Origin of the sequence: Nocardia cyriacigeorgica, assembly GCF_010858045.1 — a bacterium.
Lineage (GTDB): Bacteria > Actinomycetota > Actinomycetes > Mycobacteriales > Mycobacteriaceae > Nocardia > Nocardia cyriacigeorgica_E.
In genome coordinates this window covers 15789-38786 of record NZ_JAAGVC010000005.1, presented here as the reverse complement: position 1 = coordinate 38786, position 22998 = coordinate 15789, and the positions used below count along the sequence as shown (strand labels likewise).

At 68.4% G+C, this 22998-nt stretch carries 23 protein-coding genes, 2 tRNA genes and 1 pseudogene; 11 read left to right on the top strand and 15 right to left on the bottom strand.

What is annotated here, in order from left to right; translation table 11 throughout:
• Window positions 1–14: 14 nt before the first annotated feature.
• Window positions 15–1955: a DAK2 domain-containing protein gene (locus tag GV790_RS06605; protein WP_163811961.1), complete on the bottom strand. Its 1941-nt coding sequence runs from the start codon at window positions 1953–1955 to the stop codon at window positions 15–17.
• 371 nt (window positions 1956–2326) lie between these two features.
• On the opposite strand from GV790_RS06605, the gene rpmB reads away from it, so the two are divergent.
• The 3 genes from rpmB (at window position 2327) to GV790_RS06590 (ending at window position 3929) form a co-directional block, all read left to right on the top strand.
• Window positions 2327–2518, top strand: a complete 192-nt coding sequence (gene rpmB, locus GV790_RS06600; protein WP_011210730.1) for a 50S ribosomal protein L28 — start codon at window positions 2327–2329, stop codon at window positions 2516–2518.
• A 107-nt stretch (window positions 2519–2625) separates the two neighbouring features.
• Window positions 2626–3171: a GNAT family N-acetyltransferase gene (locus GV790_RS06595; protein WP_163811586.1), complete on the top strand. Its 546-nt coding sequence runs from the start codon at window positions 2626–2628 to the stop codon at window positions 3169–3171.
• Entirely contained in the window at window positions 3141–3929 is a 789-nt protein-coding gene (locus GV790_RS06590) for an enoyl-CoA hydratase/isomerase family protein (protein WP_163811584.1), read from the top strand. The genes GV790_RS06595 and GV790_RS06590 overlap by 31 nt, the downstream gene beginning before the upstream one ends.
• Here GV790_RS06590 and GV790_RS06585 read toward each other — a convergent pair.
• A complete protein-coding gene (locus GV790_RS06585) occupies window positions 3911–4423 on the bottom strand; it encodes an SgcJ/EcaC family oxidoreductase (protein ID WP_163811582.1) in 513 nt (170 codons plus the stop codon). The two genes, GV790_RS06590 and GV790_RS06585, sit on opposite strands and share 19 nt — an antisense overlap.
• Before the next feature lie 59 nt (window positions 4424–4482).
• On the opposite strand from GV790_RS06585, the gene GV790_RS06580 reads away from it, so the two are divergent.
• The gene (locus GV790_RS06580) at window positions 4483–4950 is read left to right on the top strand and encodes a MarR family winged helix-turn-helix transcriptional regulator (RefSeq protein ID WP_163811580.1); all 468 of its coding nucleotides are present in this window, start codon (window positions 4483–4485) and stop codon (window positions 4948–4950) included.
• 3 nt (window positions 4951–4953) lie between these two features.
• On the opposite strand, the gene GV790_RS06575 is transcribed toward GV790_RS06580, so the two are convergent.
• The 4 genes from GV790_RS06575 to GV790_RS06560 form a co-directional block, all read right to left on the bottom strand.
• Window positions 4954–5817 (bottom strand): alpha/beta fold hydrolase, encoded by an 864-nt coding sequence (locus tag GV790_RS06575; RefSeq protein WP_163811577.1) that lies wholly within the window; start codon window positions 5815–5817, stop codon window positions 4954–4956.
• 65 nt (window positions 5818–5882) lie between these two features.
• The gene (locus GV790_RS06570) at window positions 5883–6122 is read right to left on the bottom strand and encodes a hypothetical protein (RefSeq protein ID WP_014352134.1); all 240 of its coding nucleotides are present in this window, start codon (window positions 6120–6122) and stop codon (window positions 5883–5885) included.
• A gap of 38 nt (window positions 6123–6160) precedes the next feature.
• A complete protein-coding gene (locus GV790_RS06565) occupies window positions 6161–6844 on the bottom strand; it encodes a uracil-DNA glycosylase (RefSeq protein WP_163811575.1) in 684 nt (227 codons plus the stop codon).
• Between the two features lie 11 nt (window positions 6845–6855).
• Complete coding sequence (locus GV790_RS06560) at window positions 6856–7860, bottom strand: thiamine-phosphate kinase (protein WP_163811959.1); 1005 nt, start codon at window positions 7858–7860, stop codon at window positions 6856–6858.
• Window positions 7861–8382: 522 nt separating this feature from the next.
• Between GV790_RS06560 and GV790_RS31620 the strand changes: the two are divergent.
• A pseudogene (locus GV790_RS31620) lies at window positions 8383–8958 on the top strand (DUF3515 domain-containing protein); the annotation flags it as partial.
• Between the two features lie 9 nt (window positions 8959–8967).
• Here GV790_RS31620 and GV790_RS06550 read toward each other — a convergent pair.
• From GV790_RS06550 to GV790_RS06540, 3 genes are read right to left on the bottom strand one after another with little or no spacing between them, the layout of a single operon-like run.
• Window positions 8968–9258, bottom strand: a complete 291-nt coding sequence (locus tag GV790_RS06550; protein WP_256673082.1) for a DUF6191 domain-containing protein — start codon at window positions 9256–9258, stop codon at window positions 8968–8970.
• Window positions 9259–9290: 32 nt separating this feature from the next.
• Window positions 9291–10388, bottom strand: coding sequence for a D-alanine--D-alanine ligase family protein (locus GV790_RS06545; protein WP_163811571.1), 1098 nt, complete (start codon window positions 10386–10388; stop codon window positions 9291–9293).
• Between the two features lie 43 nt (window positions 10389–10431).
• The gene (locus GV790_RS06540) at window positions 10432–11427 is read right to left on the bottom strand and encodes an NAD(P)H-dependent glycerol-3-phosphate dehydrogenase (protein ID WP_163811569.1); all 996 of its coding nucleotides are present in this window, start codon (window positions 11425–11427) and stop codon (window positions 10432–10434) included.
• Window positions 11428–11458: 31 nt separating this feature from the next.
• Between GV790_RS06540 and cofC the strand changes: the two genes are divergently transcribed.
• The 3 genes from cofC (at window position 11459) to GV790_RS06525 (ending at window position 15382) form a co-directional block, all read left to right on the top strand.
• Window positions 11459–12154, top strand: coding sequence for a 2-phospho-L-lactate guanylyltransferase (gene cofC, locus GV790_RS06535; protein ID WP_163811567.1), 696 nt, complete (start codon window positions 11459–11461; stop codon window positions 12152–12154).
• A gap of 73 nt (window positions 12155–12227) precedes the next feature.
• Entirely contained in the window at window positions 12228–14408 is a 2181-nt protein-coding gene (locus GV790_RS06530) for an RNA degradosome polyphosphate kinase (protein WP_163811565.1), read from the top strand.
• A gap of 50 nt (window positions 14409–14458) precedes the next feature.
• Window positions 14459–15382, top strand: coding sequence for an NUDIX hydrolase (locus tag GV790_RS06525; protein ID WP_163811955.1), 924 nt, complete (start codon window positions 14459–14461; stop codon window positions 15380–15382).
• A 140-nt stretch (window positions 15383–15522) separates the two neighbouring features.
• Here GV790_RS06525 and GV790_RS06520 read toward each other — a convergent pair whose 3' ends face one another.
• The 3 genes from GV790_RS06520 to leuC form a co-directional block, all read right to left on the bottom strand.
• Window positions 15523–16197 carry an HU family DNA-binding protein gene (locus tag GV790_RS06520; RefSeq protein WP_036538453.1) on the bottom strand — a complete coding sequence of 225 codons (675 nt, stop codon included), beginning with the start codon at window positions 16195–16197 and terminating at the stop codon, window positions 15523–15525.
• 156 nt (window positions 16198–16353) lie between these two features.
• Entirely contained in the window at window positions 16354–16962 is a 609-nt protein-coding gene (leuD, locus tag GV790_RS06515) for a 3-isopropylmalate dehydratase small subunit (protein WP_036538454.1), read from the bottom strand.
• Between the two features lie 50 nt (window positions 16963–17012).
• A complete protein-coding gene (gene leuC / locus GV790_RS06510; protein WP_163811562.1) occupies window positions 17013–18428 on the bottom strand; it encodes a 3-isopropylmalate dehydratase large subunit in 1416 nt (471 codons plus the stop codon).
• 164 nt (window positions 18429–18592) lie between these two features.
• Here leuC and GV790_RS06505 point away from each other — a divergent pair, with 164 nt between their 5' ends.
• The 3 genes from GV790_RS06505 (at window position 18593) to GV790_RS06495 (ending at window position 20223) form a co-directional block, all read left to right on the top strand.
• Window positions 18593–19294 carry an IclR family transcriptional regulator gene (locus tag GV790_RS06505; RefSeq protein WP_138447146.1) on the top strand — a complete coding sequence of 234 codons (702 nt, stop codon included), beginning with the start codon at window positions 18593–18595 and terminating at the stop codon, window positions 19292–19294.
• Between the two features lie 80 nt (window positions 19295–19374).
• Window positions 19375–19896 carry a PPOX class F420-dependent oxidoreductase gene (locus GV790_RS06500; RefSeq protein WP_163811560.1) on the top strand — a complete coding sequence of 174 codons (522 nt, stop codon included), beginning with the start codon at window positions 19375–19377 and terminating at the stop codon, window positions 19894–19896.
• 144 nt (window positions 19897–20040) lie between these two features.
• Entirely contained in the window at window positions 20041–20223 is a 183-nt protein-coding gene (locus GV790_RS06495; protein ID WP_163811558.1) for a DUF5302 domain-containing protein, read from the top strand.
• A 787-nt stretch (window positions 20224–21010) separates the two neighbouring features.
• On the opposite strand, the gene GV790_RS06490 is transcribed toward GV790_RS06495, so the two are convergent.
• The 3 genes from GV790_RS06490 to gltX all read right to left on the bottom strand — a co-directional run bounded on the left by GV790_RS06490 (window position 21011) and on the right by gltX (window position 22998).
• Window positions 21011–21083, bottom strand: a tRNA-Glu gene (locus tag GV790_RS06490).
• Window positions 21084–21284: 201 nt separating this feature from the next.
• Window positions 21285–21356 (bottom strand) — tRNA-Gln (locus GV790_RS06485).
• 169 nt (window positions 21357–21525) lie between these two features.
• A complete protein-coding gene (gene gltX / locus GV790_RS06480; protein ID WP_163811556.1) occupies window positions 21526–22998 on the bottom strand; it encodes a glutamate--tRNA ligase in 1473 nt (490 codons plus the stop codon).

The window sequence follows — 22998 nt, the reverse complement described above, 5'->3', positions numbered from 1 at the left end:
CTCACCGCGCATCGTCATTCGACTCCGATCTGGATCAGATCGGCATGCTGACCCCCGGAATACACCATGATCTCCACTCCCGGGAAGCCCTCGGCGATGTGATCGGAGAGCTCTTGCGCCAGCCCTTCCGGCGCCGCCGCACCGACCAGCAGGGTGACCAGTTCCCCGCCCAGCCCGAGCATCCGGTCCAGCAGCGTCTGCCCCGCGGCGCGCACGTCACGGTCGATGACGATGACGTCGTGGCCGACCAGGCCGAGTCCGTCGCCGGGTTCGCAGGTGCCGACCATGGTGAGCGCGCGCTCCGTGGCCGCCCGTAGCGAACCCCACCGGGTCGCGGCCGCGGCCTCGGACATCGCGAACGCGTCGTCGACCGCGATTCGGCCGGCGTCGTGCACAGCCAGCGCCGCCAGTCCCTGCACCATGGAGCCGCTCGGCAACAGCAGCACGTCACGGTGGTCGTCGCGGGCGGCCACACCGACCGCGACCAATTCCTGGGCGGGTAGCGCGCCGTTGGGGAGCACCAGTACCTCGCGGTGCGACAGCCGCCGGATCGCGGCGAGCAGCGCGGCGGTGGTGACGGCCGGCTCACCGGGGACCACTTCGGCGCCCGCGTCACGGAACAGCGTCATCGCGCCGTGGCCCGCCGCCACCGCCACGATCGCGCGGTCGGCACCTCCGGTGGACCCGGACGCGCTGCCCGGGCGCGGCGAATCATCCCGTGCGGCAGCAGTATTCGATGCCTCGTCATCTGATTCGGGGCGCCGGACGTCGATCTCCGCGCCGACCACCCGGCCGTCGACAGCACCGATCGCGGGCTCCCCGTGGTCCGCGCATCCAGGTGCACACCGGTCACCACACTCGCCGGCGGTCGCGAACGACTCGACCCGCACGCCGCTGAGCGTTCCAGCCATGATCCCCGCCTCGATGGCGGCACCGGCGTCGACGCAATGCACATGGGCCGACCAACTGTCCGCACCGTCGCCGACCACCACCACCGAATCTCCCAGCTCGGTCAGCCGGTAGCGCAGCGCGGAGATCCGGTCCGGGTCCGAGTCGTCCAGCCGGTACATCACCTCGTAGCGAGCCGGCGGCGGCACCGCTTCCGCCCGCCGCTCGGGTGAACTCGCGGCGGGTCGATACACCGGCCGCTCGGGGCGCGCGCCCGTGACCACCTCGACCAGACTGTCGAGTAGCACCACCAGCCCACGCGCACCCGCGTCGACCACGCCGGCCGATTGCAGCACGGTCAGCTGCGCGGTGGTCTCGCCGAGCGCCTCGGCGGCGCCATCGGCGGCCGCGCGCACCACCTCGGCCAGCTCGTCACCGCGACATTCGGCGGCCGCTCCCGCCGCGCGCTCGAGCACGGTCAGAATGGTGCCTTCCACCGGGACGCTCAGCGCCTCCCGCACCAGCACGGCGGCCCGGTGCAGCGCGGTGCGCGCGGTGTCGCCGTCCAGCGGTGCACCGCGCGTCGCCTCCGCTATCCCGCGCAGCACCTGCGACAGGATGATCCCGGAGTTGCCTCGCGCGCCCGCCGTCGCACCGCGCGCCATCGCGGCCGCGACCAGAGCGGCCGGCACGCCGCCGTCGGATTCGAGCGCACTCTCCGCGACCGGCGCGGGTGGCTGTGCGTCGACCGCGGCGATGCCGTTCGGCCCGCCGACGCCTGCCCTCGTCCGCACGGCGTCGACCACCTCGCGCCACCGACGCTGGGCAGCGGGCGCGGCGGCCGCCGGTTCCTGATCGCGGCTCCACGCGTGCGGGTGCCCGCGCCCCCCGGGAAAGGCGCCGCCGTGCGCGGACAACACCGCCACTTCGGCGCACGAGACGGCCGCGCGCATGGTGGCCAGCAGGTTGGTTCCGGTGTCGGAATCGGCGACCGGGAAGACATTGAGGGCGTTGATCTCCTCGCGCCGGTTGGTCAGCTCGTCCAGGCACAGCCGGCCCCAGCGCATCAGGGCCGTGCCGTTGAGCGCCTGCGGCCGCAGGGCCGCGTACCCGCCGCTCGCCTCCCACGATTCCGGCACCGCGCTGCTCCTCTCGCCACCTCGACCCGACACCACTGCTGGCCAGATTAGCCGGATCGGCCGACATCGCCGCGGCTGCCGGCGGGCACGCCCCGGTGTGGCGCACAGCACCCGATCGGTGCGGCGACGGCGGCCGGTTTGGTGGATCGCGGGGCGGGCGGTTAATCTTGCAGGGTTGCCTCGCGCGGCCGCTTCGGCTTGCGCTCGCCGGTTCCTCCGGCAGGGCACTACGACATTGTTTCCGGACATGCTGTGTTGTGATGCAGCGGTCCCCCTATGACATGAAGGAGTTCGCGACTATGGCTGCCGTCTGCGACGTCTGCGCCAAGGGCCCCGGCTTCGGGAAGTCGGTCTCGCACTCGCACCGGCGCACCAACCGTCGCTGGAACCCGAACATCCAGACCGTGCGTGCGCAGGTCGCGCCGGGCAACACCCGCCGGATGAACGTCTGCACCTCCTGCCTGAAGGCAGGCAAGGTCGTTCGCGGCTGATCCGCCCGACGCACCACCTATAAGTACAGCCCCGCGCCCCGGCACCTTTCGGTGATCCGGGGCGCGGTCATGTCCGGACTCGGCCGGATCCGGGACAGAATAGGGTCATGCCCGCCCCGCGCCCCTACCGCATCGTGCCAGCGGCCGCCGAGCATGCCCGCGGTCTGGCAGAATGCCACATCGTGTGCTGGCGTGAGGCCTACCGCGGCCTGGTCCCCGACCATGTACTGGACGCCTTCGACCTCGGCCAGCGCACCGACGCCTGGATCCGCCGACTGAACGAGCATCCGGGCCGCACCACCATCGCTATCACCGACGACACCGTGATCGGCTTCATCACCCTCGGCCCGTCCGTGTACCGCCCGGTGGTGACGCCACTCGAACTGAACGCGCTCTACGTGCGCTCACGGTGGTATGGCTCCGGCGTCGCCGATGACCTGGTGCAGTCCACGCTGAACCCGGACATCCCCTGCTCGCTGTGGGTGTTCGAACAGAATCCGCGCGCCATCGCCTTCTACCGCAAATACGGATTCACCCCCGACGGCGCCACCCGCACCGAGTATTTCGCCGCCGTCACCGAGCAGCGGATGGTGCGTCCGGAGGGCGCGATAGGGTCGTGGCCATGGCCACCACCGAACAAGCCGAGTACGTGAGCACCGTCGACGGCGTCCTGCAGATCACCATCGCCACCGCCGCCAACGGCACCTCATTGGATTTCACCGGTATCGCCGCGGGCACCGCGGCCCTGCGCGAGCTCGATCCCGAGGTGGGGGCCGTCCTGCTGACGGGCACCGGCGCCAACTTCTGCGCCGGCGGCAACGTCCGCGGTTTCGCCGCCGCGGAGGACCGTTCGGCCCACCTCTACGATCTCGCCGACCGGCTGCACGAGTTCGTGCGCGCGCTGGACGCGACCACCGTCCCGGTGGTGGCGGGCGTGCAGGGCTGGGCGGCCGGGGCAGGCATGAGCCTGGTGTGCGCCACCGATATCGCCCTCGGCGGACCGTCGACCAAACTGCGGCCCGCCTACCCGGGCGTCGGCCTGAGCCCCGACGGCGGCATGTCCTGGACGCTGCCCCGCATCGTCGGCAACGGCCGGGCTCGCGAGATCCTGCTCACCGACGCGATCCTGGACGCCGAACAAGCCGTGCGGCTCGGCATCCTCAGCCGCTTGGTCGCCGACGAATCCGTCCGCGACGAAGCGCTGGCCCTTGCCGTCTCGCTGGCCAACGGCCCGCGCAGCACCCACGCGAGCATCAAGACCCTGCTGAACCGCTCCACCACGGCCACCTTGAGCCAGCAGCTCGACGACGAGCGCGACGCCATCGCCGCCGCCGCCGGCACTCCGGCCGGACGCGAGGGCGTCGACGCCTTCGTCGGCAAACGCGCACCCGACTACCGCGGACTCGCCTGAGGTCGACCGATTCCGAGCCGCCGGGCCCAGCGCCCCATCAGCTGGGCCATCCTCGACGGGAACGCGTCCGGTTCCGGCACGGTCACCGGACGCACCCGCCCGTTGTGGATGGCGGTGATCCGCCAGCCCACAGGCGTGCGCACCAGCACCACCGTCTGCCGGGAGAGCCTGCGCCTGGGCAACCGGGAACGCCACGGCATCAGCACCGAGCCGGTGCCATGCAGGATCGCTACGTCCTCGGTGACGTAGCGGATCGATTCCACCTCGCCCACCAGGGCCGATCCGGCCAGCACACCTCGGAAGAGCTTGTCGTGATTGCGCTGATGCTCGGCGCGACCACTGGCTCGGGTGCCGTCGTAGGAGACGTAGTCGGAGTCCTCGGTGAACAGCGCGCCGAACGCGGCGGCGTCGTTGTCGGTCCAGGCCTGCTTGAAGTCGCCGAACAACGCCAGGATCGCGGTGTCGTCGGCAGTGCGGGTGAGGCTGTCGGTCATGGCGGTGCATCCCTGCTATCGTTTCGATGTTCGAAACGTACGATAACAGAAAGCTTCGAATGTCGAAAGATGAACAGATCGGCGCGATCGGACATCATTTGCGGTTGCTCCAGCAGAGCTTCGACACCTTCGACGAGGCAGCTGCCGCACGTCTCGGACTCAATCGCACCGATATGCGTTGCCTGGACCTGGTGCTCGAACGCGGGCCCATCGCGGCAGGAGAGCTGAGCGTTGCGCTTCGACTGAGTCCGGCCGCAACGACGACGGTCATCGATCGCCTGGTTCGCGCCGGATTCGCCACCCGCGCACAGGATCCGGACAACCGCAGGCGGGTGCTGGTCACCGCGACCGACGCCGCCCATGCGGTCGACGCGGAGATCTTCCGGCCCGTCGGCATGGCAGGCGCCCGCGCACTGAGCCGCTACGACGAAGAAACGCTCGCGGTCATTCTCGACTTCCTGCGCACCGCGCTCGACGTCCATCGGGAACAGACCCGGCTATTGGCCGAACGGGGGACGCAGGGCTGAGATTCAGTCGTTCAGCCTCAGAATGAACTCGGCGACGGCGTCGGTGAAGGCGTCATTGTCGTCGCCGGCGGCGGTGTGGGCAGCCCCGCCGATTTCGACCATCCGCGCATGCGGCACCAGTTCCTGGAAGGCCGCGGCACCTTCGGCGCTGACCACATCCGACTGCAATCCGCGCACCAGCAGCACCGGAATGGTCAGCGTGCGCGCGACTTCCTCCATCCGGCCGGTGATCTCGGACGGGTCCTCGGCGCGATCGGCGAGCATGTCCGGATCCCAATGCCAGTACCAGCGTCCGTCGCGCTCACGCAGATTGCGGCGCAGGCCGTCGGTGTTGTCCGGACGTGGACGGTGCGGCATGTACTCGGCGACGGCGTCGGCCACCTCGTCGAGACTGTCGAAGCCGTCGCGGTGCTTGCCGAGGAAATCCAGCACCCGCTGCACACCTTCCGGCTCGGGACGGGTGACGATATCGACCAGCACGAGGGCGCTGATCTGGTCTCCGCCGGGCACCGCGGTGGCCAGCAGGCCGGTGATGCCGCCCATGCTGGCGCCGACCACCACCGCCGGGCCGCCGAGTTGGCCGAGTACCTCGATCAGATCCTCGACCATCGTCTCGCGCCGGTAATCACGCTCGGCCGACCATTGACTGTCGCCGTGTCCGCGCGCGTCGAGAGTGACCACCCGCATCCCGGTGGCGGCCAGCTTGGCGCCGGTCTGCTTCCACGAGTGCCGGGTCTGCCCGCCGCCGTGCAGGAACACCACGAGCGGGCCGTCGGGGGGCCCGTACTGGTCGGCAGCGAGTTCGATCCCGCCCGAACCGCGCAAGCGCAGCCGGACGGGATCGACGAGATTGTTCGCACTACTCACGATCTGAGGATCGCACAGCCGCCACCTGGCGCCGGAACGAACCCCCGGGAATATTGGAACGGGTTTCAGCAGCCCAACGTTCCGGTGAAGATCACGCACGCGAACTTGGCGTGCACCGTCGCCGAAATGGTGGACGATCCGGACGAGGTGTACTGCTCGGAGACCGGCGCGGTGCTGGTCTCGGTGGCCGGTTCCAGCGCCAGCGGCGCCGCACCCGCGCTGGCCGCACCGGCGGCGAGCGCGGCACCGACGGCCAGGGTGGCGGTGGTGCCGCGTACGACGCTCCGGACGGTTCTGGTCTGCATGTCTCTAGCTCCTCACTTGTTTTCTATCGACGCCCGGTTCAGGGCAGACGCCAATCCACCGGTTCGGCTCCCAACTCGTCGAGCAGCTCGTTCACCCGCGAGAACGGGCGGGAACCGAAGAAGCCGCGCGACGCCGACAACGGCGAGGGGTGCGCGGATTCGATATAGGGCACCTCGGCCTCGGCCAGTGCGGGCTTCAAGGTCTGGGCATCGCGGCCCCACAGGATCGCCACCAGCGGCTCGTCCCGCGCCACGAGCGCACGGATGGCCTGCTCGGTGACGATCTCCCACCCCTTGCCCCGGTGCGAGGCGGGCTGGCCCGGCGACACCGTCAGCACCCGGTTCAGCAGCAGGACCCCCTGATCCGACCACGGGCTCAGGTCGCCGCACGAGGGTGTCGGATGGCCCAGATCCTTGCTGTACTCGGCGAAGATGTTGGCCAGGCTGCGCGGGATCGGCGAGACGTCCGGCGCGACGGAGAAACTCAGTCCCATCGGATGCCCCGGGGTGGGATAGGGGTCCTGGCCGACGATCAGCACCCGCACCGCCTCGAACGGACGCTGGAAAGCGCGCAGGACGTTCTCCCCCGCGGGCAGATAGCCGCGTCCGGCGGCGTTCTCCGCGCGCAGGAAATCGCCCATGGCGGAGATCTGATCCGACACCGGTTCCAGTGCCTTCGCCCAACCCGGATCCACGACTTCCGAGAGTGGTTTCGCGCCCATGACCGGACAACCTATCGTGATCCGGGCCGCTGTGCCGAGTCCGCCCCGGCGAACGATTCCCAGCCGCCCCGCCCGGTTGGGCGCACCCCGTCGACGGTGACGCCCTGACCAGCGCCGACCACGCCGATTCTGGTCCAGCCCGCGGGCAGTTCGGTCGCGGCGGGCCAGGCCGCGGCGAAGGCATGATCCTCTCCGCCGGCCAGAATCCATTGGGCCGCATCGGCATCCAGCGCGGCGGCCAATTCTTCGAGGTGGACGTCGGTGAGCGCACTGCCGTCGAGGTCGATCGCGACCCGCGACGCGGTGGCCATATGGCCGAGGTCGGCGAGCAGGCCATCGGAGACGTCGGTGAGCGCGTGCGGGATCAGCCCGCTCGTCATCGCGTCCAGCACCGCCCGATACGGCGGGCGCGGAACTCGATGTGCTGCAACGGCTTCGGCGAACTCCGCGCGCTCCCCCACGCCCGCACTCAAGGCCGCGAGTCCCGCCGCGGACCAGCCGAGCCGCCCGGCCACCGCGATGACATCGCCGACCTGTGCGCCACTGCGCAGTACCGGTTGCGGCTCGATCGGATCACCGAACGCCGTCACCGATATCACCAGATGCGAGTCGCGCACCAGGTCTCCGCCCGCGATCGATCCGCCGCTGACCGCGGCTTCGGCCCACAGGCCATCGGCCAGGCCGTCGATCAGCGCGACCGGTGTCTCGCCCGGACAGCCGAGCGCGACGACGAACGCGGTCGGCACCGCGCCCATCGCGACCACATCGGCGGCGTTCTGGGCGATGGCCTTGCGGCCGATGTCGTAGGGGCTCGACCAGTCCAGCCGGAAATGGCGATCTTGCACAAGCATGTCGGTGGTGACCACGAATCGGCCACCCGGTGCGGCCAGCAGCGCGGCATCGTCGCCAGGGCCGAGCAGCACCGCGGGCGCCTGGGTGCGTCCGGTGTTGATGCGCTCGATCAATGCGAACTCGCCGAGTTCGGCCACTGTCCCCGGCTGCGTGCTGCTGCTGATGGTCGGCCCTTTCCGTGTGCGGATCCGCGCTGGTCGACGCGGGCGCGCCGCCGAGGTGGATTCGCCCCGACGGTACCCTGTGCACGGGCTATCGGGTTACCGCCCGGTATCGCGGCCTGCCCGTATCGCCGGGGCGGCGCCGCGACGACCGGACGACCACCGCACAGTCCGCAATCGACAGTGAGACCAGGAAGGATCGGTGCGCGCATGGCGAGCACGCCGGACCACGATTCGGCCGAATCACCCGAAGAGGCCGGCGAATCGACCACGCCTGCCGAAGCCACGGGCGATAAGGCGACCGCGGGGGACGCGAGCACGCCCGCCACCGAGTCCGCGACGGCCGAGGAGTCCGCCCCGGCCGACGAGTCCGACTCGGCCGGCGAGCCCGCCCCGGCTGACGAGTCCACCTCGGCCGGCGAGCCCGCCCCGGCCGACGGGCCTGCCCCGGCTGACGAGTCCACCTCGGCCGACGGGCCCGCCCCGGCTGACGAGTCCACCTCGGCCGAATCCGGTTCGGACGGCACCGAGCCCGGCACCGACGAACCGGCGACCGAATCCCGCGGCTCCGGCTATCCGCCGGCCTTGATCGCGACCGCCGTCGCCCTCCCGGTCGCCCTGGTGATCGCGGTGCTGGTCGCGGCGATCATGGCCCGCAATATGCCCGTCGAACGTGAACCGCTGGTGCTCGGTCCGGTGCCGGCGCCCGCCGCGGACAGCGAGGCGTGTGCGACGCTGCTGCCCGCGTTGCCCGCCGACTTGGGCGAGTTCACCAAGTCGACGCTGGTCGAGCCCGCGCCTCCGGCGACCCGCGCCTGGCAGCGCCCCGACGGCGGCGAGCCGATCGTGCTGCGGTGCGGATTGGATCGGCCGATGGAGTTCAACCGCGCCTCCCCCATCCAGATGGTGAACGAGGTGCAGTGGTTCGAGATCCCCGATCCGGATGCCGATGCCAGCACCTGGTTCGCCGTGGACCGCGCCACCTATATCGCGCTGACCATCCCCGGCGGTTCCGGGCCGACGCCGTTGCAGGAAGTGTCCGACACCATCACCGCGAATCTGCCCGCCCAGCCCCTGGACCCGGGCCCGCTGCCGAACTGAGCCGCCCGCTCAGTCCTTGCGCAGCGTCGCCTTTCCGGAACGCAGATCGACGCCGACGTCGCCGGGTGCGCCCTCACCCGCGTCTTCCCGGTACATCAGCACCATCTGCTGCTGTTCGAATTGGTGTTGCCTGCCTGCGGCGAATACCGCGTCGAACTGTTCCAGTCCGATAGCGCCCGCGCTGCGGCCGTCCTCGTCACCGCGCATCCAGGGCAACGCCGTTCGACCGGTGATCCGGCGATACATCACGTCCCCGAAGACGACCACGATGATGAGCAGGGCGAGCCCAGGGATGGTCATGGCCATCAGCATGGGATCGAGGGTACGCGCGCTCAGCGCAGTCCGGTACCGCGCGCCAGTGCCGTCTCGATGAGCGTGGATACCAGGGTGCGGTAGTCGATTCCGGTGGCTTCCCACATCCGCGGGTACATCGAGATCGCGGTGAAGCCGGGCATGGTGTTGATCTCGTTGATCATCGGGCCGTCGGCGGTGACGAAGAAGTCGACCCGCGCCAGTCCCTGGCAGTCCAGGGCGCGAAAAGCCCGCACGGCCAGCGCCCGGATCTCGTCGCTGATGTCGTCGTCGAGCTTGGCCGGGACATCGAATTCGCAGACGTCGTCGAGGTATTTGGTCTCGAAGTCGTAGAACTCCGGTGCCGCGGCGTCCACCTCGGGCATCCGGATCTCGGCGATCACGCTGGCCTGGATGCGTCCGTCCGGGAATTCCAGCACACCGCATTCGACTTCGCGGCCGACGATGCCCGCCTCCACGATCACCTTCGGGTCGTGGGCGCGCGCGGCCGCGATGGCCGCGTCCAGCTCCGCCCAGTCGGTGACCTTGGTGATACCGATGGATGATCCACCGCGCGCGGGCTTGACGAACACCGGCAATCCGAGCCGTTCCCGGTCGGCCTCGCTCACCGTCACATCGCGGGAGCGCAGCACCACCTGCGTGCCGATCGGCAGCCCTTCGGCCGCCAGCAGTTTCTTGGTGAATTCCTTATCCATACCGGCCGCACTGGCCAGCACACCGGGACCGACATACGGAAGGCCCGCCAGTTCGAGCATGCCCTGGACCGTGCCGTCCTCACCGAACGGACCGTGCAGCACGGGGAAGACCACATCCACCGAGCCGAGAGCCGCACCGGGATCGCCGACCGGGATCAGATCGCCGGATCGGCTCGGATCGGTGGCGAGCAAAAGTTCGGTGCCGGAGTCGTCGACCGCGGGCAGACTCTGCGCACCGAAGCCGAGCGCGGCGACATCTGTGCCACCGAGCATCCAGGTGCCCTGGGTGGTGATACCGATCGGGACGGCCTCATAGCGCTCCGGGTCCAGGTTGCGCAGCACGGCGCCGGCCGACACACAGGACACGGCGTGCTCGTTACTGCGCCCGCCGAACACCACAGCCACCCTGATCCGGTTCGTCATGCTCGGAACCGTACCCGTTGCGGGGCCGGGTACACGCGCCGGACTACTCGGGTTTGATCCGACGACCCAGCAATTTGCCGACCGCCTCCGGCACCGGCATTCCCTCATGACAGACCTGGTGCACGGCGTTGGTCAGCGGCATCTCCACATCGTGCGCGGCGGCCAGCGCCCGCACCGATGTGCACGACTTCACACCCTCCGCGACCTGGCCATGAGTGGCTTCCTGGGCGGCCTGCATGGATCCGCCCGCACCGAGGACATGACCGAAGGAGCGATTGCGCGACAGCGGCGAGGTGCAGGTTGCCACCAGATCGCCGACGCCGGCGAGTCCGGCCAGTGTGACCGGTTCGGCTCCCAGCGCGACGCCCAATCGGATGATTTCGGCGAGGCCCCTGGTGATGAGGCTGGCGATGGAGTTGTCGCCGAGGCCCATGCCCGCGGCGATGCCGCAGGCGAGAGCGATGACGTTCTTGCAGGCCCCGCCGATTTCGCAGCCGATGACGTCGGTGTTGGTGTAGGGCCGGAAGTATCCGGTGGCGCAAGCCTGCTGGACGGCGACCGCACGGTCGGCGTCGCTGCACGCCACCACGGTGGCCGCGGGCTGCCCGGCCGCGATCTCCCTGGCCAGATTCGGGCCGGACAGCACCGCGACCCGGCTCGGCTCGGCGCCGGTGACTTCGGAGATCACCTGGCTCATCCGCAGCAGCGTTCCGGTCTCGATGCCTTTGGCCAGGCTCAGCAGGGTGGTGTCGGGGCCGATAGCGGGCTTGAACACCTCGAGATTGGCGCGCAGCGATTGCGAGGGCACGGCGAGCACGATCAGTTCGGCGCCGTCGAGGGCGAGATGGTAATCGTCGGTGGCCCGCACCGGCGGCAGCTGGATTCCGGGCAGGTAGTCCGGGTTGCGATGTTCGGCGTTCAGCGTCGCCGCCACCTCCGCTCGGCGCGCCCAGATGGTGACGTCCGATCCTGCTTCCGCCAACACCTTCGCGAATGCGGTACCCCACGATCCCGCACCAAGCACTGCCGCCCTCGTCATCAGCCCAATATGCCATGGAAAGATCGGGGCCATGCGTTCGCACACCGTGCACGCCGTGATCGCGGTGAAGAGTCTCGATCGTGCCAAGTCCCGCCTGGCCGATCGACTGCCGCCGCGCGAGCGCGCGGACCTGGTGCTGGCGATGTTCACCGATACCGTGCGCGCCGCGACGGCCGTCGGGCAGCTCGCCTCGGTCACCGTCGTCACCCCGGATCCGGCCGTCGCCGAACGCGCGGGCAGGCTCGGCGCGCGCGTGCATCCCGAACCCATGACCGGCTCCGGCGGTCCCGACGATCCCGACGGACTCAACTCGGCGCTGCGCGCGGCGGCCGACGAGCTGCGCCGCAGGCACGGCCCCGTCGATCTGCTGGCCCTGCAGGCGGATCTGCCCGCGCTGCGCGCCGGCGAACTAGCCGACATGCTCGCCCGCGCGCCCCGCGCCGCCCGCTCGGTCGTGGTCGATCACGCGGGCAGCGGTACCGCGGCCCTGCTGGCCCGCGCCGCCGTGGCACTCGATCCGGCTTTCGGTCCGGGGTCGGCGCAACGGCACATCGCCGCGGGTGCGGTGCGGCTCGACGGCGACTGGCCGGGCCTGCGCCTCGACGTCGATACCGCGGCCGATCTCGACCGCGCGATCACCCTCGGCACCGGCGCCGAGACCCGCTCGGTGCTGCGCGACATCGGCTGGTGCGGCCGTGTTCACGCCCCCGTCCCGCACGTGTGCTAGCCGGTCGCCACGGCGGGGGGTGATTCGCGTGGCAATCACGGTGTCAGGCTGCACACCGGCCGGTTTGTAAGGGATGATCGTTGGCGTGAGCGATACCGAAACCGTCAAGCAGCAGCAGGTGCTTCCCACTCCACCGCCGGCGGCGGCACCCTTGCAGCCCGGTTCCCCGGCCCAGCGGTTGCCGGCCGATCGCTACCTCAATCGGGAATTGAGCTGGCTGGACTTCAACGCCAGGGTGCTGGCCCTCGCCGAGGACGCGTCGCTGCCGTTGCTGGAGCGCGCCAAATTCCTGGCCATCTTCGCCTCCAATCTGGACGAGTTCTATATGGTCCGGGTCGCCGGCCTCAAACGCCGTGCCGAGACGGGGCTTTCGGTGCGTTCGGCCGACGGCCGCTCCCCCAGTGAACAGCTGGAGTTGATCGCGGCAAGGGCACAGGAGATCGCCGACCGCCACGCCCGCGTCTTCCTCGATGACGTGCTGCCCGCGCTCACCGCCGAGGGCATCGCGATCATCGACTGGGCCGATCTCGACGAGGCCGAGCGGCGCAGACTCTCGGCGCATTTCCAGGATCAGGTGTTTCCCGTCCTCACCCCGCTCGCGGTGGATCCGGCGCACCCGTTCCCCTATATCAGCGGCCTGAGCCTCAATCTCGCGGTGACGGTGCAGGACGCTACTACCGGCGGTGAGCATTTCGCCCGCGTCAAGGTGCCCGACAATGTGGACCGGTTCGTGCGGGTGCGCCGCACCGATTCCGGTTCCGGTGCGGTGGCAGCGTTCCTGCCGATGGAGGCACTCATCGCCGCGCACCTGGATCAGCTGTTCCCCGGCATGCGGGTGGTGGAACATCATTCGTTCCGCATCACCCGCAACGCCGACTTCGAGGTCGACGAGGACCGCGACGAAGATCTGCTGCAAGCCCTGGAGCGGGAACTGGCCCGGCGCCGGTTCGGTTCGCCGGTGCGGCTCGAGGTCTCCGACGATATGACCGAGCACATGCTCGAACTGCTGCTGCGCGAGTTGGAAGTCGATCCCGGCGACGTCATCCAGGTGCCTGGTCTGCTGGATCTGTCGTGCCTGTGGCAGGTGTACGGGGTGGACCGTCCCGGCCTCAAGGACGCGCCCTATGTGCCCGCGACCCCACCCGCGTTCGGTGAGCGGGAGACCCCGCGCAATGTGTTCGCCGCGCTGCGCGAAGGGGACGTGCTGGTGCACCACCCCTACGATTCGTTCTCCACCAGCGTGCAGCGGTTCATCGAACAGGCCGCCGCCGACCCGCAGGTGCTGGCGATCAAGCAGACCCTTTACCGCACCTCCGGCGATTCGCCGATCGTCAACGCGCTCATCGACGCCGCCGAGGCGGGCAAGCAGGTCGTCGCACTGGTGGAGATCAAGGCGCGCTTCGACGAGCAGGCCAACATCAAATGGGCACGGACGCTGGAGCAGGCCGGCGTGCACGTGGTCTACGGGCTCATCGGCCTCAAGACCCACTGCAAGACCTGCCTGGTGGTGCGCCGCGAGGGCGCCACCATCCGCCGCTACTGCCATATCGGCACCGGCAACTACAACCCGAAGACCGCGCGGCTCTACGAGGACGTCGGATTACTCACCGCCGCACCGGAAATCGGTGCCGACCTGACCGATCTGTTCAACTCGCTGACCGGCTATTCGCGCAAGTCCGATTACCGCAATATTCTCGTCGCCCCGACCGGTGTGCGCGCCGGAATCATCGAGCGAATCCAGCGCGAGATCGAACTGGCTCAGAACGGGCAGCCGGGCCGAATCCGGCTGAAGGCCAATGCGATCGTCGACGAACAGGTCATCGACGCGCTGTATCGCGCCTCGCAGGCCGGGGTACCGGTACAGGTCGTGGTGCGCGGAATCTGCGGGCTGCGCCCCGGTGTGCCGGGAATGAGCGACAACATCGAGGTGCGTTCGATTCTCGGCCGGTTCCTCGAGCATTCCAGGATCATGCATTTCCAGGCCCAGGACGAGTACTGGATCGGCAGCGCCGACATGATGCACCGCAATCTGGACCGGCGGGTGGAAGTCATGGCCCAGGTGAAGGATCCGAAACTGCGCGACCGGCTCGGTTCGGTATTCGATTCGGCGCTCGATCCGATGACCCGGTGCTGGGTGCTGCAACCCGATGGCAGCTGGCAGGCCTGGCCCGAACGCAGCGGTGCCGACGACGGCGCGCAGGTCCGGGATCATCAGGCGTATCTGATGCGATTGCGGCGGCCGGATCAGCAGTGAGCGCGACGACCGGTTTCGCCACCAATGGTGGGTTGTTCCGGGATTCCCGGATGCAGGCCAATATCCACGCCGCCGGTGCCGTCGTCTGGCGGCACGCACCCGACGGGTCAGGTGCGGTCGAGATCGCGGTGATCCATCGCCCGAAATATCAGGATTGGTCGCTACCGAAAGGCAAACTCGATCCCGGCGAGACTCCGGTGCTCGCCGCGGCGCGCGAGGTCGCCGAGGAGACGGGGCTGCGCTGCCGCCTCGGCCGCTATCTCGGACACGTCACCTATCCGGTGCCGGGCCATCGCAAGCTCAAACGCGTCTATTACTGGGCCGCCCAGGTGATCGATGGCGCCTTCGAAGCCAATGCCGAGGTCGACGAGTTGGTCTGGCTGCGGCTGGATCAGGTGATGGATGAGCTGTCGTATCCGATGGATCGGCAGGTCGTGCGCGCATTCACCCGGCTACCCGCGGCGACGAGCACGCTGCTGCTGGTCCGGCACGCGAAAGCCGGGCGCCGCGACCGGTTCAACGGCCCCGATGATCAACGACCGCTGGAACGGGCCGGACGCAAACAATCGCTGGCCCTTGTGCCGAATTTGCTCGCTTTCGGCGCGAGCGAGATCTATTCCGCCGATCCGTTGCGCTGTGTGCAGACGGTGCAGCCACTGGCCGGGGAATTGGACGTGGCGATCGGAATCGAACCGCTGCTGTCGGAATCCGGTTATGCGGCCGCACCGGACCGGGCGCGCGAACGGGCCCGCGAACTGGTCTCCGATACCGCTGTGCGCGTGCTGTGCAGCCAGGGCGCGGTGATCCCGGATCTGATGAGCTGGTGGGCCGAACGCGACGGTGTGACGCTGCCGCCTGCCCGCAACCGCAAGGGCAGCGTGTGGGTCCTGTCGTTCGTCGACCGCCGGCTGGTGGCCGCCGATCATCTGGACCGGTCGCTGTCGATCGACGTGGGGCCCGACGCCCCCGAGTGAGCCGCGCGGCTGCCTCGAAGACGACGAACGGCCCCGGGGATCTCCCGGGGCCGTTTCGCGTTCGGTACCGCGGGTGGAGGTATCCACCCGGTGGACTGGCGTCCGCGCGCGACGGGCTGAGTTACGCGCCTGACGTCGGATCAGCGTGCGCGGCGGGCCGGAGCCTTCTTCGCCGCGGTCTTCTTGGCGGTGGTCTTCTTGGCCGCCGTCGTCGTCTTCTTGGCGGCGGGAGCCTTCTTGGCGGCGGTCTTCTTCGCGACCGTCGTCTTCTTGGCGGGCGCCTTCTTGGCCGCCGTGGTGGTCTTCTTGGCGGCGGGCGCCTTCTTCGCGGCCGTCTTGGTGGCCGTCGTCTTGCGCGCGGTGGTCTTGGCCGGCGCCTTGGTGGCTGCCTTGCGAGCCGTGGTCTTGGCGGGGGCCTTGGTGGCCGCCTTCTTCGCCGCGGTCTTCTTGGCAGCGGTCTTCTTCGCGGCCGTTTTCTTGGCCGCGACCGGCGCATTCACACCGCGTTTCACCGCGGGCCCGGTGGCCGCCAGCTTTTGCTTTCCGGCAATGACGGCCTTGAACTGGGCACCGGGACGGAACGCGGGCACCGAAGTGGGCTTCACCTTGACGGTTTCGCCGGTGCGCGGGTTCCGCGCGACACGGGCCGCGCGCTTGCGCTGTTCGAATACTCCGAATCCGGTGATGGTGACGCTTTGACCTTTGTGCACCGCGCGCACGATGGTGTCGACCACATGCTCGACTGCCGCGGTGGCCGTGCGCCTGTCAGTACCCAACTTTTCGGTCAGAACGTCGATCAGTTCCGCCTTGTTCATTGAATCCTCCGCAGACTAATGGCCCGTCGTCGGACCGACTAGGTACCACGGTAAACCCACTTTGGGCAAGAGTCTATGTGCCACGCCAAAATTCATGTGGTTTAGCACACGTACAGCTACCGCCCCGGTCGGCGCCCAGCTAACCGCCGCAGGTGATTACGTCTGCGAAATATGCGCCGGAAGGGTTGTGGGTTTCCAACTTGGCCTTGCCTTTTCGAACTCGGCGATCTGCTCGCTACGCCGCAGGGTCAGCCCGATGTCGTCCAAACCTTCCAGCAGACGCCACCTGGTGTAGTCATCAATATCGAACGGCAACACGATGGTTCCTGCCGTCACCGTGCGCGCCTCGAGGTCCACAACCAATTCCAGTCCGGGCTGTTCCTCGAGCAACTTCCAGAGCATTTCGACATCGTTCTGTGACATCTGCGCGGCCAGTAGACCACCCTTACCCGCATTGCCCCGGAAGATGTCGGCGAAACGGGACGAGATGACCACCCGAAAGCCGTAGTCCGACAGCGCCCATACCGCGTGCTCACGGGAGGATCCGGTACCGAAATCCGGGCCGGCCACCAGCACACTGCCCCGATTGAAGGGTTCGGTGTTCAGAATGAAGTCCGGATCCGTTCGCCAGGCCGCGAAGAGACCGTCTTCGAATCCGGTTCGGCTGACCCGCTTCAGATAGACCGCGGGGATGATCTGATCGGTATCGACATTGGATCGGCGCAGCGGAACCCCGATCCCCTTGTGCACGGTGAAGGCTTGCATCTGATTCTCCTGAGTCTGATTCGGCTTCGACGGGGCGACTTACTGGCGGGTCAGTCCAGATCCGCAGGCGAGGACAGCGTTCCGCGCACCGCGGTGGCGGCGGCGACCAGCGGCGACACCAGGTGGGTCCGGCCGCCCTTACCCTGCCTGCCCTCGAAGTTCCGGTTCGAGGTGGACGCGCAGCGCTGGCCGGGGGCGAGCTGATCGGGATTCATTCCCAGGCACATCGAACAACCGGCCTGGCGCCATTCCGCGCCGGCGGCGGTGAAAATCTCGCCGAGTCCTTCTTTTTCCGCCTGTGCTCGCACCCGCATAGAACCCGGTACGACCATCATTCGGACTCCGTCGGCCACCTTGCGGCCCTTCAAAACCTCGGCGACGGCCCGCAAATCCTCGATCCGGCCATTGGTGCACGATCCGACGAATACGGTGTCCACCGCGACCTCGCGCAGCGGGGTACCCGGCACCAAATCCATGTATCGCAGTGCCTTCTCCGCGGACTCACGAGCCGATTCATCGGCGATCTGGGCGGGGTCGGGGACCCGGTCGCCCAGCGGGGCGCCCTGCCCCGGATTGGTGCCCCAGGTGACGAACGGGGTCAGCTGATCGGCATCGATGTGCACCTCGGCGTCGAAAACCGCGTCCTCGTCGGTCTTCAGCGCCTCCCAGGCGGCCACCGCGGCGTCCCAGTCGGCCCCCTGCGGCGCGTGCGGGCGGCCTTTGAGGAATTCGTAGGTCGTCTCGTCCGGAGCGATCATGCCGGCCCGTGCGCCCGCCTCGATGGACATGTTGCAGATGGTCATCCGCGCTTCCATCGACATGTTCCTGATGGCCTCGCCGCGATATTCCAGCACATAGCCCTGTCCACCGCCGGTGCCGATCTGCGCGATGACGGCCAGGATCAGGTCCTTGCTCGTGACGCCGGGCGCCAGCGTGCCGTCGACGGTGATCGCCATGGTCTTGAACGGGCGCAGCGACAATGTCTGGGTGGCCAGCACGTGTTCGACCTCGCTGGTGCCGATTCCCATGGCCAGCGCGCCGAAAGCGCCGTGCGTGGAGGTATGGCTGTCGCCGCACACCACCGTCATTCCCGGCTGGGTCAATCCCAGCTGCGGACCGACCACGTGCACGATGCCCTGATCGAGATCGCCCATCGGATGCAGGCGTACCCCGAATTCCGCGCAATTACGCCGCAGCGTTTCCACCTGGGTGCGCGAGACCGGATCGGCGATCGGTTTATCGATATCGATGGTGGGGACGTTGTGGTCCTCGGTCGCGATGGTGAGATCGGGCCTGCGCACCTGGCGGCCTGCGGCGCGCAGGCCGTCGAAGGCCTGCGGGCTGGTCACTTCGTGCACCAGGTGCAGGTCGATGTAGATCAGGTCGGGTTCACGCGCGGCGCCTTCGCCTTCACCACGGGCGACGACGTGCTGTTCCCATACCTTCTCGGCCAGCGTGCGTGCCATGTATCGATCACCTTTCGGGCTGGCATCCGGTGTGCCGCTCTGGGCTGGCGGCGCCGGATGCGCGACATGAGGGGAATTCGCATTCAGTGATCCGAGAGCCCGGAATCCCGGTACCTGGAACCCGAGGCTAGGAATCTCAGCATGCGAGACGCTAATATCGTTCTATGAGACAGCATAGCGGTATCGGCGTCCTGGACAAAGCGGTGGCCGTGTTGTATGCGGTGGCCGAGCAACCGTGCGGCCTCAACGAACTGTGCGAACGCACCGGGCTGCCCCGCGCCACCGCCCACCGGCTGGCCGTCGGCCTCGAGGTGCACCGGCTGCTGAGCAGGGACAACAGCGGTTCCTGGCGCGCCGGTCCGGCGCTGGCCGAGCTGGCGGCGGGCGCCAGCGATCCGCTGCACGACGCGGCCTCGGCCATTCTGCCGCGGTTGCGCGAGATCACCGGCGAGAGCGTGCAGCTGTACTGCCGTGACGGTAACGCCCGCGTGTGCGTCGCCGCGCTGGAGCCGCCTGCGGGTCTGCGCGACACCGTGCCCATCGGGGCGCGGCTGCCGCTCACCGCGGGTTCGGCGGCGAAGGTTCTGGTCGCGTGGGCGGATCCGGAATTGCAGCGATCCATCCTCGCCGACGCCGTCTACAGCGAACGCGCGCTGGCCGAGGTCCGTAAGCGTGGCTGGGCGCAGAGCGCCGCCGAGCGGGCCAGCGGGGTGGCCAGCGTGTCGGCGCCGGTGCGCGATCCCGGTGGTTCGGTGGTGGCCGCGGTGTCGGTGTCCGGCCCGATCGATCGCATGGGACGCAGGCCCGGCGCCCGGTGGGCGGCCGATCTGGTGGCCGCCGCCGACGCCCTGCACAAGCGGCTCTGAATCCGCTGCGCTACCGCTGCCGCCGGCCGCCCGGAGCGGCTGCTCTACCCGAGGGCACCCGCCCTCACTACAGTCGACCCATGGGAGTCAATCAACGGTCGCAGATCGTCATGTCCGACAGCGAGATCACCGATTTCTTGACGCGCAGCCGCGTCGCCACGCTCGCCACCCTTGGTGCGAGCGGCGCACCGCATCTGACCGCGATGTGGTACGCGCTGATCGATACTGCGGACGGCGGCCTGCCGGAGTTGTGGTTCGAAACCAAGGCCAAGTCGCAGAAAGCGGTGAACATGCGCCGCGATCCGCGGGTGACGTGCATGGTGGAGGCCGGCCAGACCTACGACACGTTGCGCGGTGTGTCGATCGAGGGCCGCGCGGAGATCATCGATGATCCGGAGAAGCTTTTCGCGGTCGGTGTGAGCGTCTGGGAGCGTTACACGGGCCCTTACAGCGAGGAGATGCGCCCGTTCGTGGAGACCATGCTCAACAAGCGGGTGGCGGTGCGGGTGGTCGCCGACCGTGTCAGGAGCTGGGATCACCGCAAGCTCGGTCTGCCCGAGATGCCTTTGGGCGGCACCACCGCGCACGCGCTGGACGACTGAATTCCGCCTGACGCGTTCGGGCCCCGGTTAATCCACCTGACAGGACCGCCGCGGCGGGCTAGCGTCGAGGTGTTCGAGACGTTTCGGCCGGGCACCGCCCCCGCTCGCCGGGCGCGGTCTCGGCCCGACCACAAGGAGCACACCATGTCGGAATCGAGTGGTTCCCATAGCAGCGCCGACGAAGTGAAGCGCAAATTCCGGGAGGCACTGGAACGCAAGAACGAGCACCACGCCCGCTCCGCCGATCATTTGGACGGCCACTCCAAGGCAACCGGCCCGCACGGCAACGCCAGCCACAAACGCGAGTTCCGCCGCAAGAGCGGATAAGTGCCACCGAGCCGCCGGCCTGGCGCGGGAAGCCCGGCCAGGCCGGTAGGCGATTCACCTCGGCCGCAAGGCACGAAACGCGGCGGTCAGCCGCGACAACGAACAGCAGCCCAGCCGGCGAAGCCTCGAGATCCCGCTCGCCGCGAACAGCCGAGAACCTGCTTCAGCCACCAGCCCCGCAGGCCCTCAGCGTGTCTCCAGCGGCCGACCGGCAACAACCCCACACCGCAGCCACCTTCCAGGCGACTCTCCCACCAACGCATCCTCACCGGCAACGTCGCTCGATCGGCCACCTCACGCAGGACCTCCACAGAGGACATGGCCGTTCCCCCCAACTCCCCCGGCACGAAGCACCCCAGAGCGCGAAGCACCCGCGAGAAAGTCCGGGGATGCCTCTTCGGGCGGGATGTACGGTTCGCACCCCAAAGAGAGCACGCCCCGAGGGAGTCCGGGACGAAGCCTCCCGGGCGGAGTATGCGGACTACATCCCAAAAAGCGAAGCACCCCCAGGGGTCCGTGGACGAAGCCCTCCGGTGGCAAAGCCCTCCGGCAGTGTCTGGGGCCGGTGAGAATCCGCCCCGAAACGGGTGCCCGACAGCGGGGATCCGGACGCGAATCCCTCCGGCGGGGTTCGGGGCCGGTGAGAACCCGCCCCGGGACGGGTGCCCGACAGCGGGCATCCGGGGGCGAAGCCCTCCGGGCGGGGTCTGGGGGTTGCACCCCCAGAAAACAATGCGAAGCAGAAAAAGGCTCACGCTCTTCGTGAGCATGAGCCTTCCATTCTGCGTAGCCCCGACGGGATTCGAACCCGCGCTACCGCCTTGAGAGGGCGGCGTCCTAGGCCGCTAGACGACGGGGCCAGGACTTGGATCAACCTCTGGCTGAGGTGTATCCGGGTGATCTTTCGATCGTTCTGATCTCTCGATCAGGCTCGGCAAGCTTAACCGGCCGAGGCTCGGCGACCAAATCGCCTGGATGAGCGTCCGGCGAACCTGCTCGCCGTCGCGAGGAGGATTCTTCTCTGGCCTTATGGGCGTGAGTCGAAGCTGGAGCTTTCTCCGCTGGGGTACCAGGACTCGAACCTAGAATGGCTGAACCAGAATCAGCTGTGTTGCCAATTACACCATACCCCAATGACCAGCACCTTCGGCCTCGTGTCTGGGTGACTCCGAGGCCGTGTTCCGGCCGAGAAGAAGAGTACCAAACGAGTGCAGGGTGACTACAAATCGCCTGGTCAAAGCCCCATTTTCGGGCGGTGGGCGGCTGCGTGCACAGCAGCCGCCCACCGCCGGGACCGTCGGCTCAGCCGGCCGGCGTCTGCGTCCGCGCGGCCCGCAGCCGTGCCATGGTGCGGTCGCGGCCGAGCAGTTCCAGCGATTCGTAGAGCGGCGGGCTGATGTGTGAACCCGTCACCGCGACGCGCACCGGCGCGAAGGCTTTACGCGGTTTGAGGCCCATATCGTCGATCAGCGCGGTTTTGAGCACCTCCTCGATAGCGGAGGTGGTCCACGCGGTCAGCGAGTCCAGTGCGGCAATGGCTGCGTCCAATACCGGCGCCGCGTCGGCGCCGAGATTCTTCGCGGCCGCGGCTGGGTCGATAGCGAACTGTTCGTCGGGGGCGAACAGGAATCGCAGCAGATCCCATGCGTCGGCCAGTACGACGATCCTGGTCTGTACCAGTTCGGCGGCCACGGCAAACGTCTTTTCGTCGATTTCGGCGCCGATATGCCCGTGTTCGGTGAGGTACTCGCGCAAACGATGAGTGAAATCGCCCACGTCCAGCAAACGGATGTGCTCGGCGTTGAGCGCATCGGCCTTCTTCTGGTCGAAACGGGCCGGATTCGAATTGACTTTCGAAATGTCGAAGGCGGCGACCATCTCCGACATCGAGAACACGTCGCGGTCTTCGGCGATGCTCCAGCCGAGCAACGCCAGATAATTCAGCAAACCCTCGGGGATGAAGCCGCGGTCGCGGTGAGCGAACAGGTCCGACTCGGGATCGCGCTTGGACAGTTTCTTGTTTCCCGGGCCCATCACGAATGGCAGATGGCCGAACTCCGGGGTGAATTCCGCGACCCCGATCCGCTGCAACGCGGCGTAGAGCGCGAGCTGGCGCGGTGTCGAGGAGAGCAGGTCCTCACCGCGCAGCACATGGGTGATGCGCATCATCGCGTCGTCGACCGGGTTGACCAGGGTGTAGAGCGGGGCGCCGTTGCCGCGGGTCAGCGCGAAGTCCGGCACGGTGCCCGCCTTGAAGGTGGTTTCGCCGCGCACCAGGTCGGTCCAGGTGAGGTCGGTGTCGGGCATGCGCAACCGCACCACCGGCGCGCGGCCCTCGGCGCGGAAGGCCTCTATCTGCTCGGGGGTGAGATCGCGGTCGTAGTTGTCGTAGCCGAGTTTGGGGTCGCGTCCGGCGGCGAGGTGGCGTGCCTCGACTTCCTCGGGGGTGGAGAAGGACTCGTAGGCCTCCCCCGCCTCCAGCAGCCGCCGCACCACGTCCAGATGCAGATCCCGGCGCTCGGATTGCCGGTAGGGCCCGTACGGTCCACCGACTTCGGGCCCCTCGTCCCAGGTGAGTCCGAGCCAGCGCAACGCGTCGATGATCGCGCGGTAGGACTCTTCGGAATCGCGTGCCGCATCGGTGTCTTCGATCCGGAAGACGAAAGCACCACCGTGGTGGCGGGCGTACGCCCAGTTGAACAACGCCGTCCGAATCAGGCCGACGTGGGGCGTCCCGGTGGGCGACGGGCAGAATCGGACCCGTACTTCAGTCAT

Coding starts and splice junctions, on each gene's coding strand:
- gltX (WP_163811556.1), bottom strand. CDS start 22,998: ATGACTGAAGTACGGGTCCGATTCTGCCCGTCGCCCACCGGGACGCCC.
- leuD (WP_036538454.1), bottom strand. CDS start 16,962: ATGCAAGCCTTCACCGTGCACAAGGGGATCGGGGTTCCGCTGCGCCGA.
- GV790_RS06495 (WP_163811558.1), top strand. CDS start 20,041: ATGTCGGAATCGAGTGGTTCCCATAGCAGCGCCGACGAAGTGAAGCGC.
- GV790_RS06545 (WP_163811571.1), bottom strand. CDS start 10,388: ATGACGAACCGGATCAGGGTGGCTGTGGTGTTCGGCGGGCGCAGTAAC.
- GV790_RS06570 (WP_014352134.1), bottom strand. CDS start 6,122: ATGCAGACCAGAACCGTCCGGAGCGTCGTACGCGGCACCACCGCCACC.
- GV790_RS06605 (WP_163811961.1), bottom strand. CDS start 1,955: ATGCGCTGGGGCCGGCTGTGCCTGGACGAGCTGACCAACCGGCGCGAG.
- GV790_RS06520 (WP_036538453.1), bottom strand. CDS start 16,197: ATGAACAAGGCGGAACTGATCGACGTTCTGACCGAAAAGTTGGGTACT.
- GV790_RS06540 (WP_163811569.1), bottom strand. CDS start 11,427: ATGACGAGGGCGGCAGTGCTTGGTGCGGGATCGTGGGGTACCGCATTC.
- GV790_RS06595 (WP_163811586.1), top strand. CDS start 2,626: ATGCCCGCCCCGCGCCCCTACCGCATCGTGCCAGCGGCCGCCGAGCAT.
- cofC (WP_163811567.1), top strand. CDS start 11,459: ATGCGTTCGCACACCGTGCACGCCGTGATCGCGGTGAAGAGTCTCGAT.
- leuC (WP_163811562.1), bottom strand. CDS start 18,428: ATGGCACGCACGCTGGCCGAGAAGGTATGGGAACAGCACGTCGTCGCC.
- GV790_RS06590 (WP_163811584.1), top strand. CDS start 3,141: ATGGCCACCACCGAACAAGCCGAGTACGTGAGCACCGTCGACGGCGTC.
- GV790_RS06500 (WP_163811560.1), top strand. CDS start 19,375: ATGGGAGTCAATCAACGGTCGCAGATCGTCATGTCCGACAGCGAGATC.
- GV790_RS06580 (WP_163811580.1), top strand. CDS start 4,483: ATGTCGAAAGATGAACAGATCGGCGCGATCGGACATCATTTGCGGTTG.
- rpmB (WP_011210730.1), top strand. CDS start 2,327: ATGGCTGCCGTCTGCGACGTCTGCGCCAAGGGCCCCGGCTTCGGGAAG.
- GV790_RS06565 (WP_163811575.1), bottom strand. CDS start 6,844: ATGGGCGCGAAACCACTCTCGGAAGTCGTGGATCCGGGTTGGGCGAAG.
- GV790_RS06525 (WP_163811955.1), top strand. CDS start 14,459: ATGCAGGCCAATATCCACGCCGCCGGTGCCGTCGTCTGGCGGCACGCA.
- GV790_RS06550 (WP_256673082.1), bottom strand. CDS start 9,258: ATGACCATCCCTGGGCTCGCCCTGCTCATCATCGTGGTCGTCTTCGGG.
- GV790_RS06530 (WP_163811565.1), top strand. CDS start 12,228: ATGATCGTTGGCGTGAGCGATACCGAAACCGTCAAGCAGCAGCAGGTG.
- GV790_RS06585 (WP_163811582.1), bottom strand. CDS start 4,423: ATGACCGACAGCCTCACCCGCACTGCCGACGACACCGCGATCCTGGCG.
- GV790_RS06505 (WP_138447146.1), top strand. CDS start 18,593: ATGAGACAGCATAGCGGTATCGGCGTCCTGGACAAAGCGGTGGCCGTG.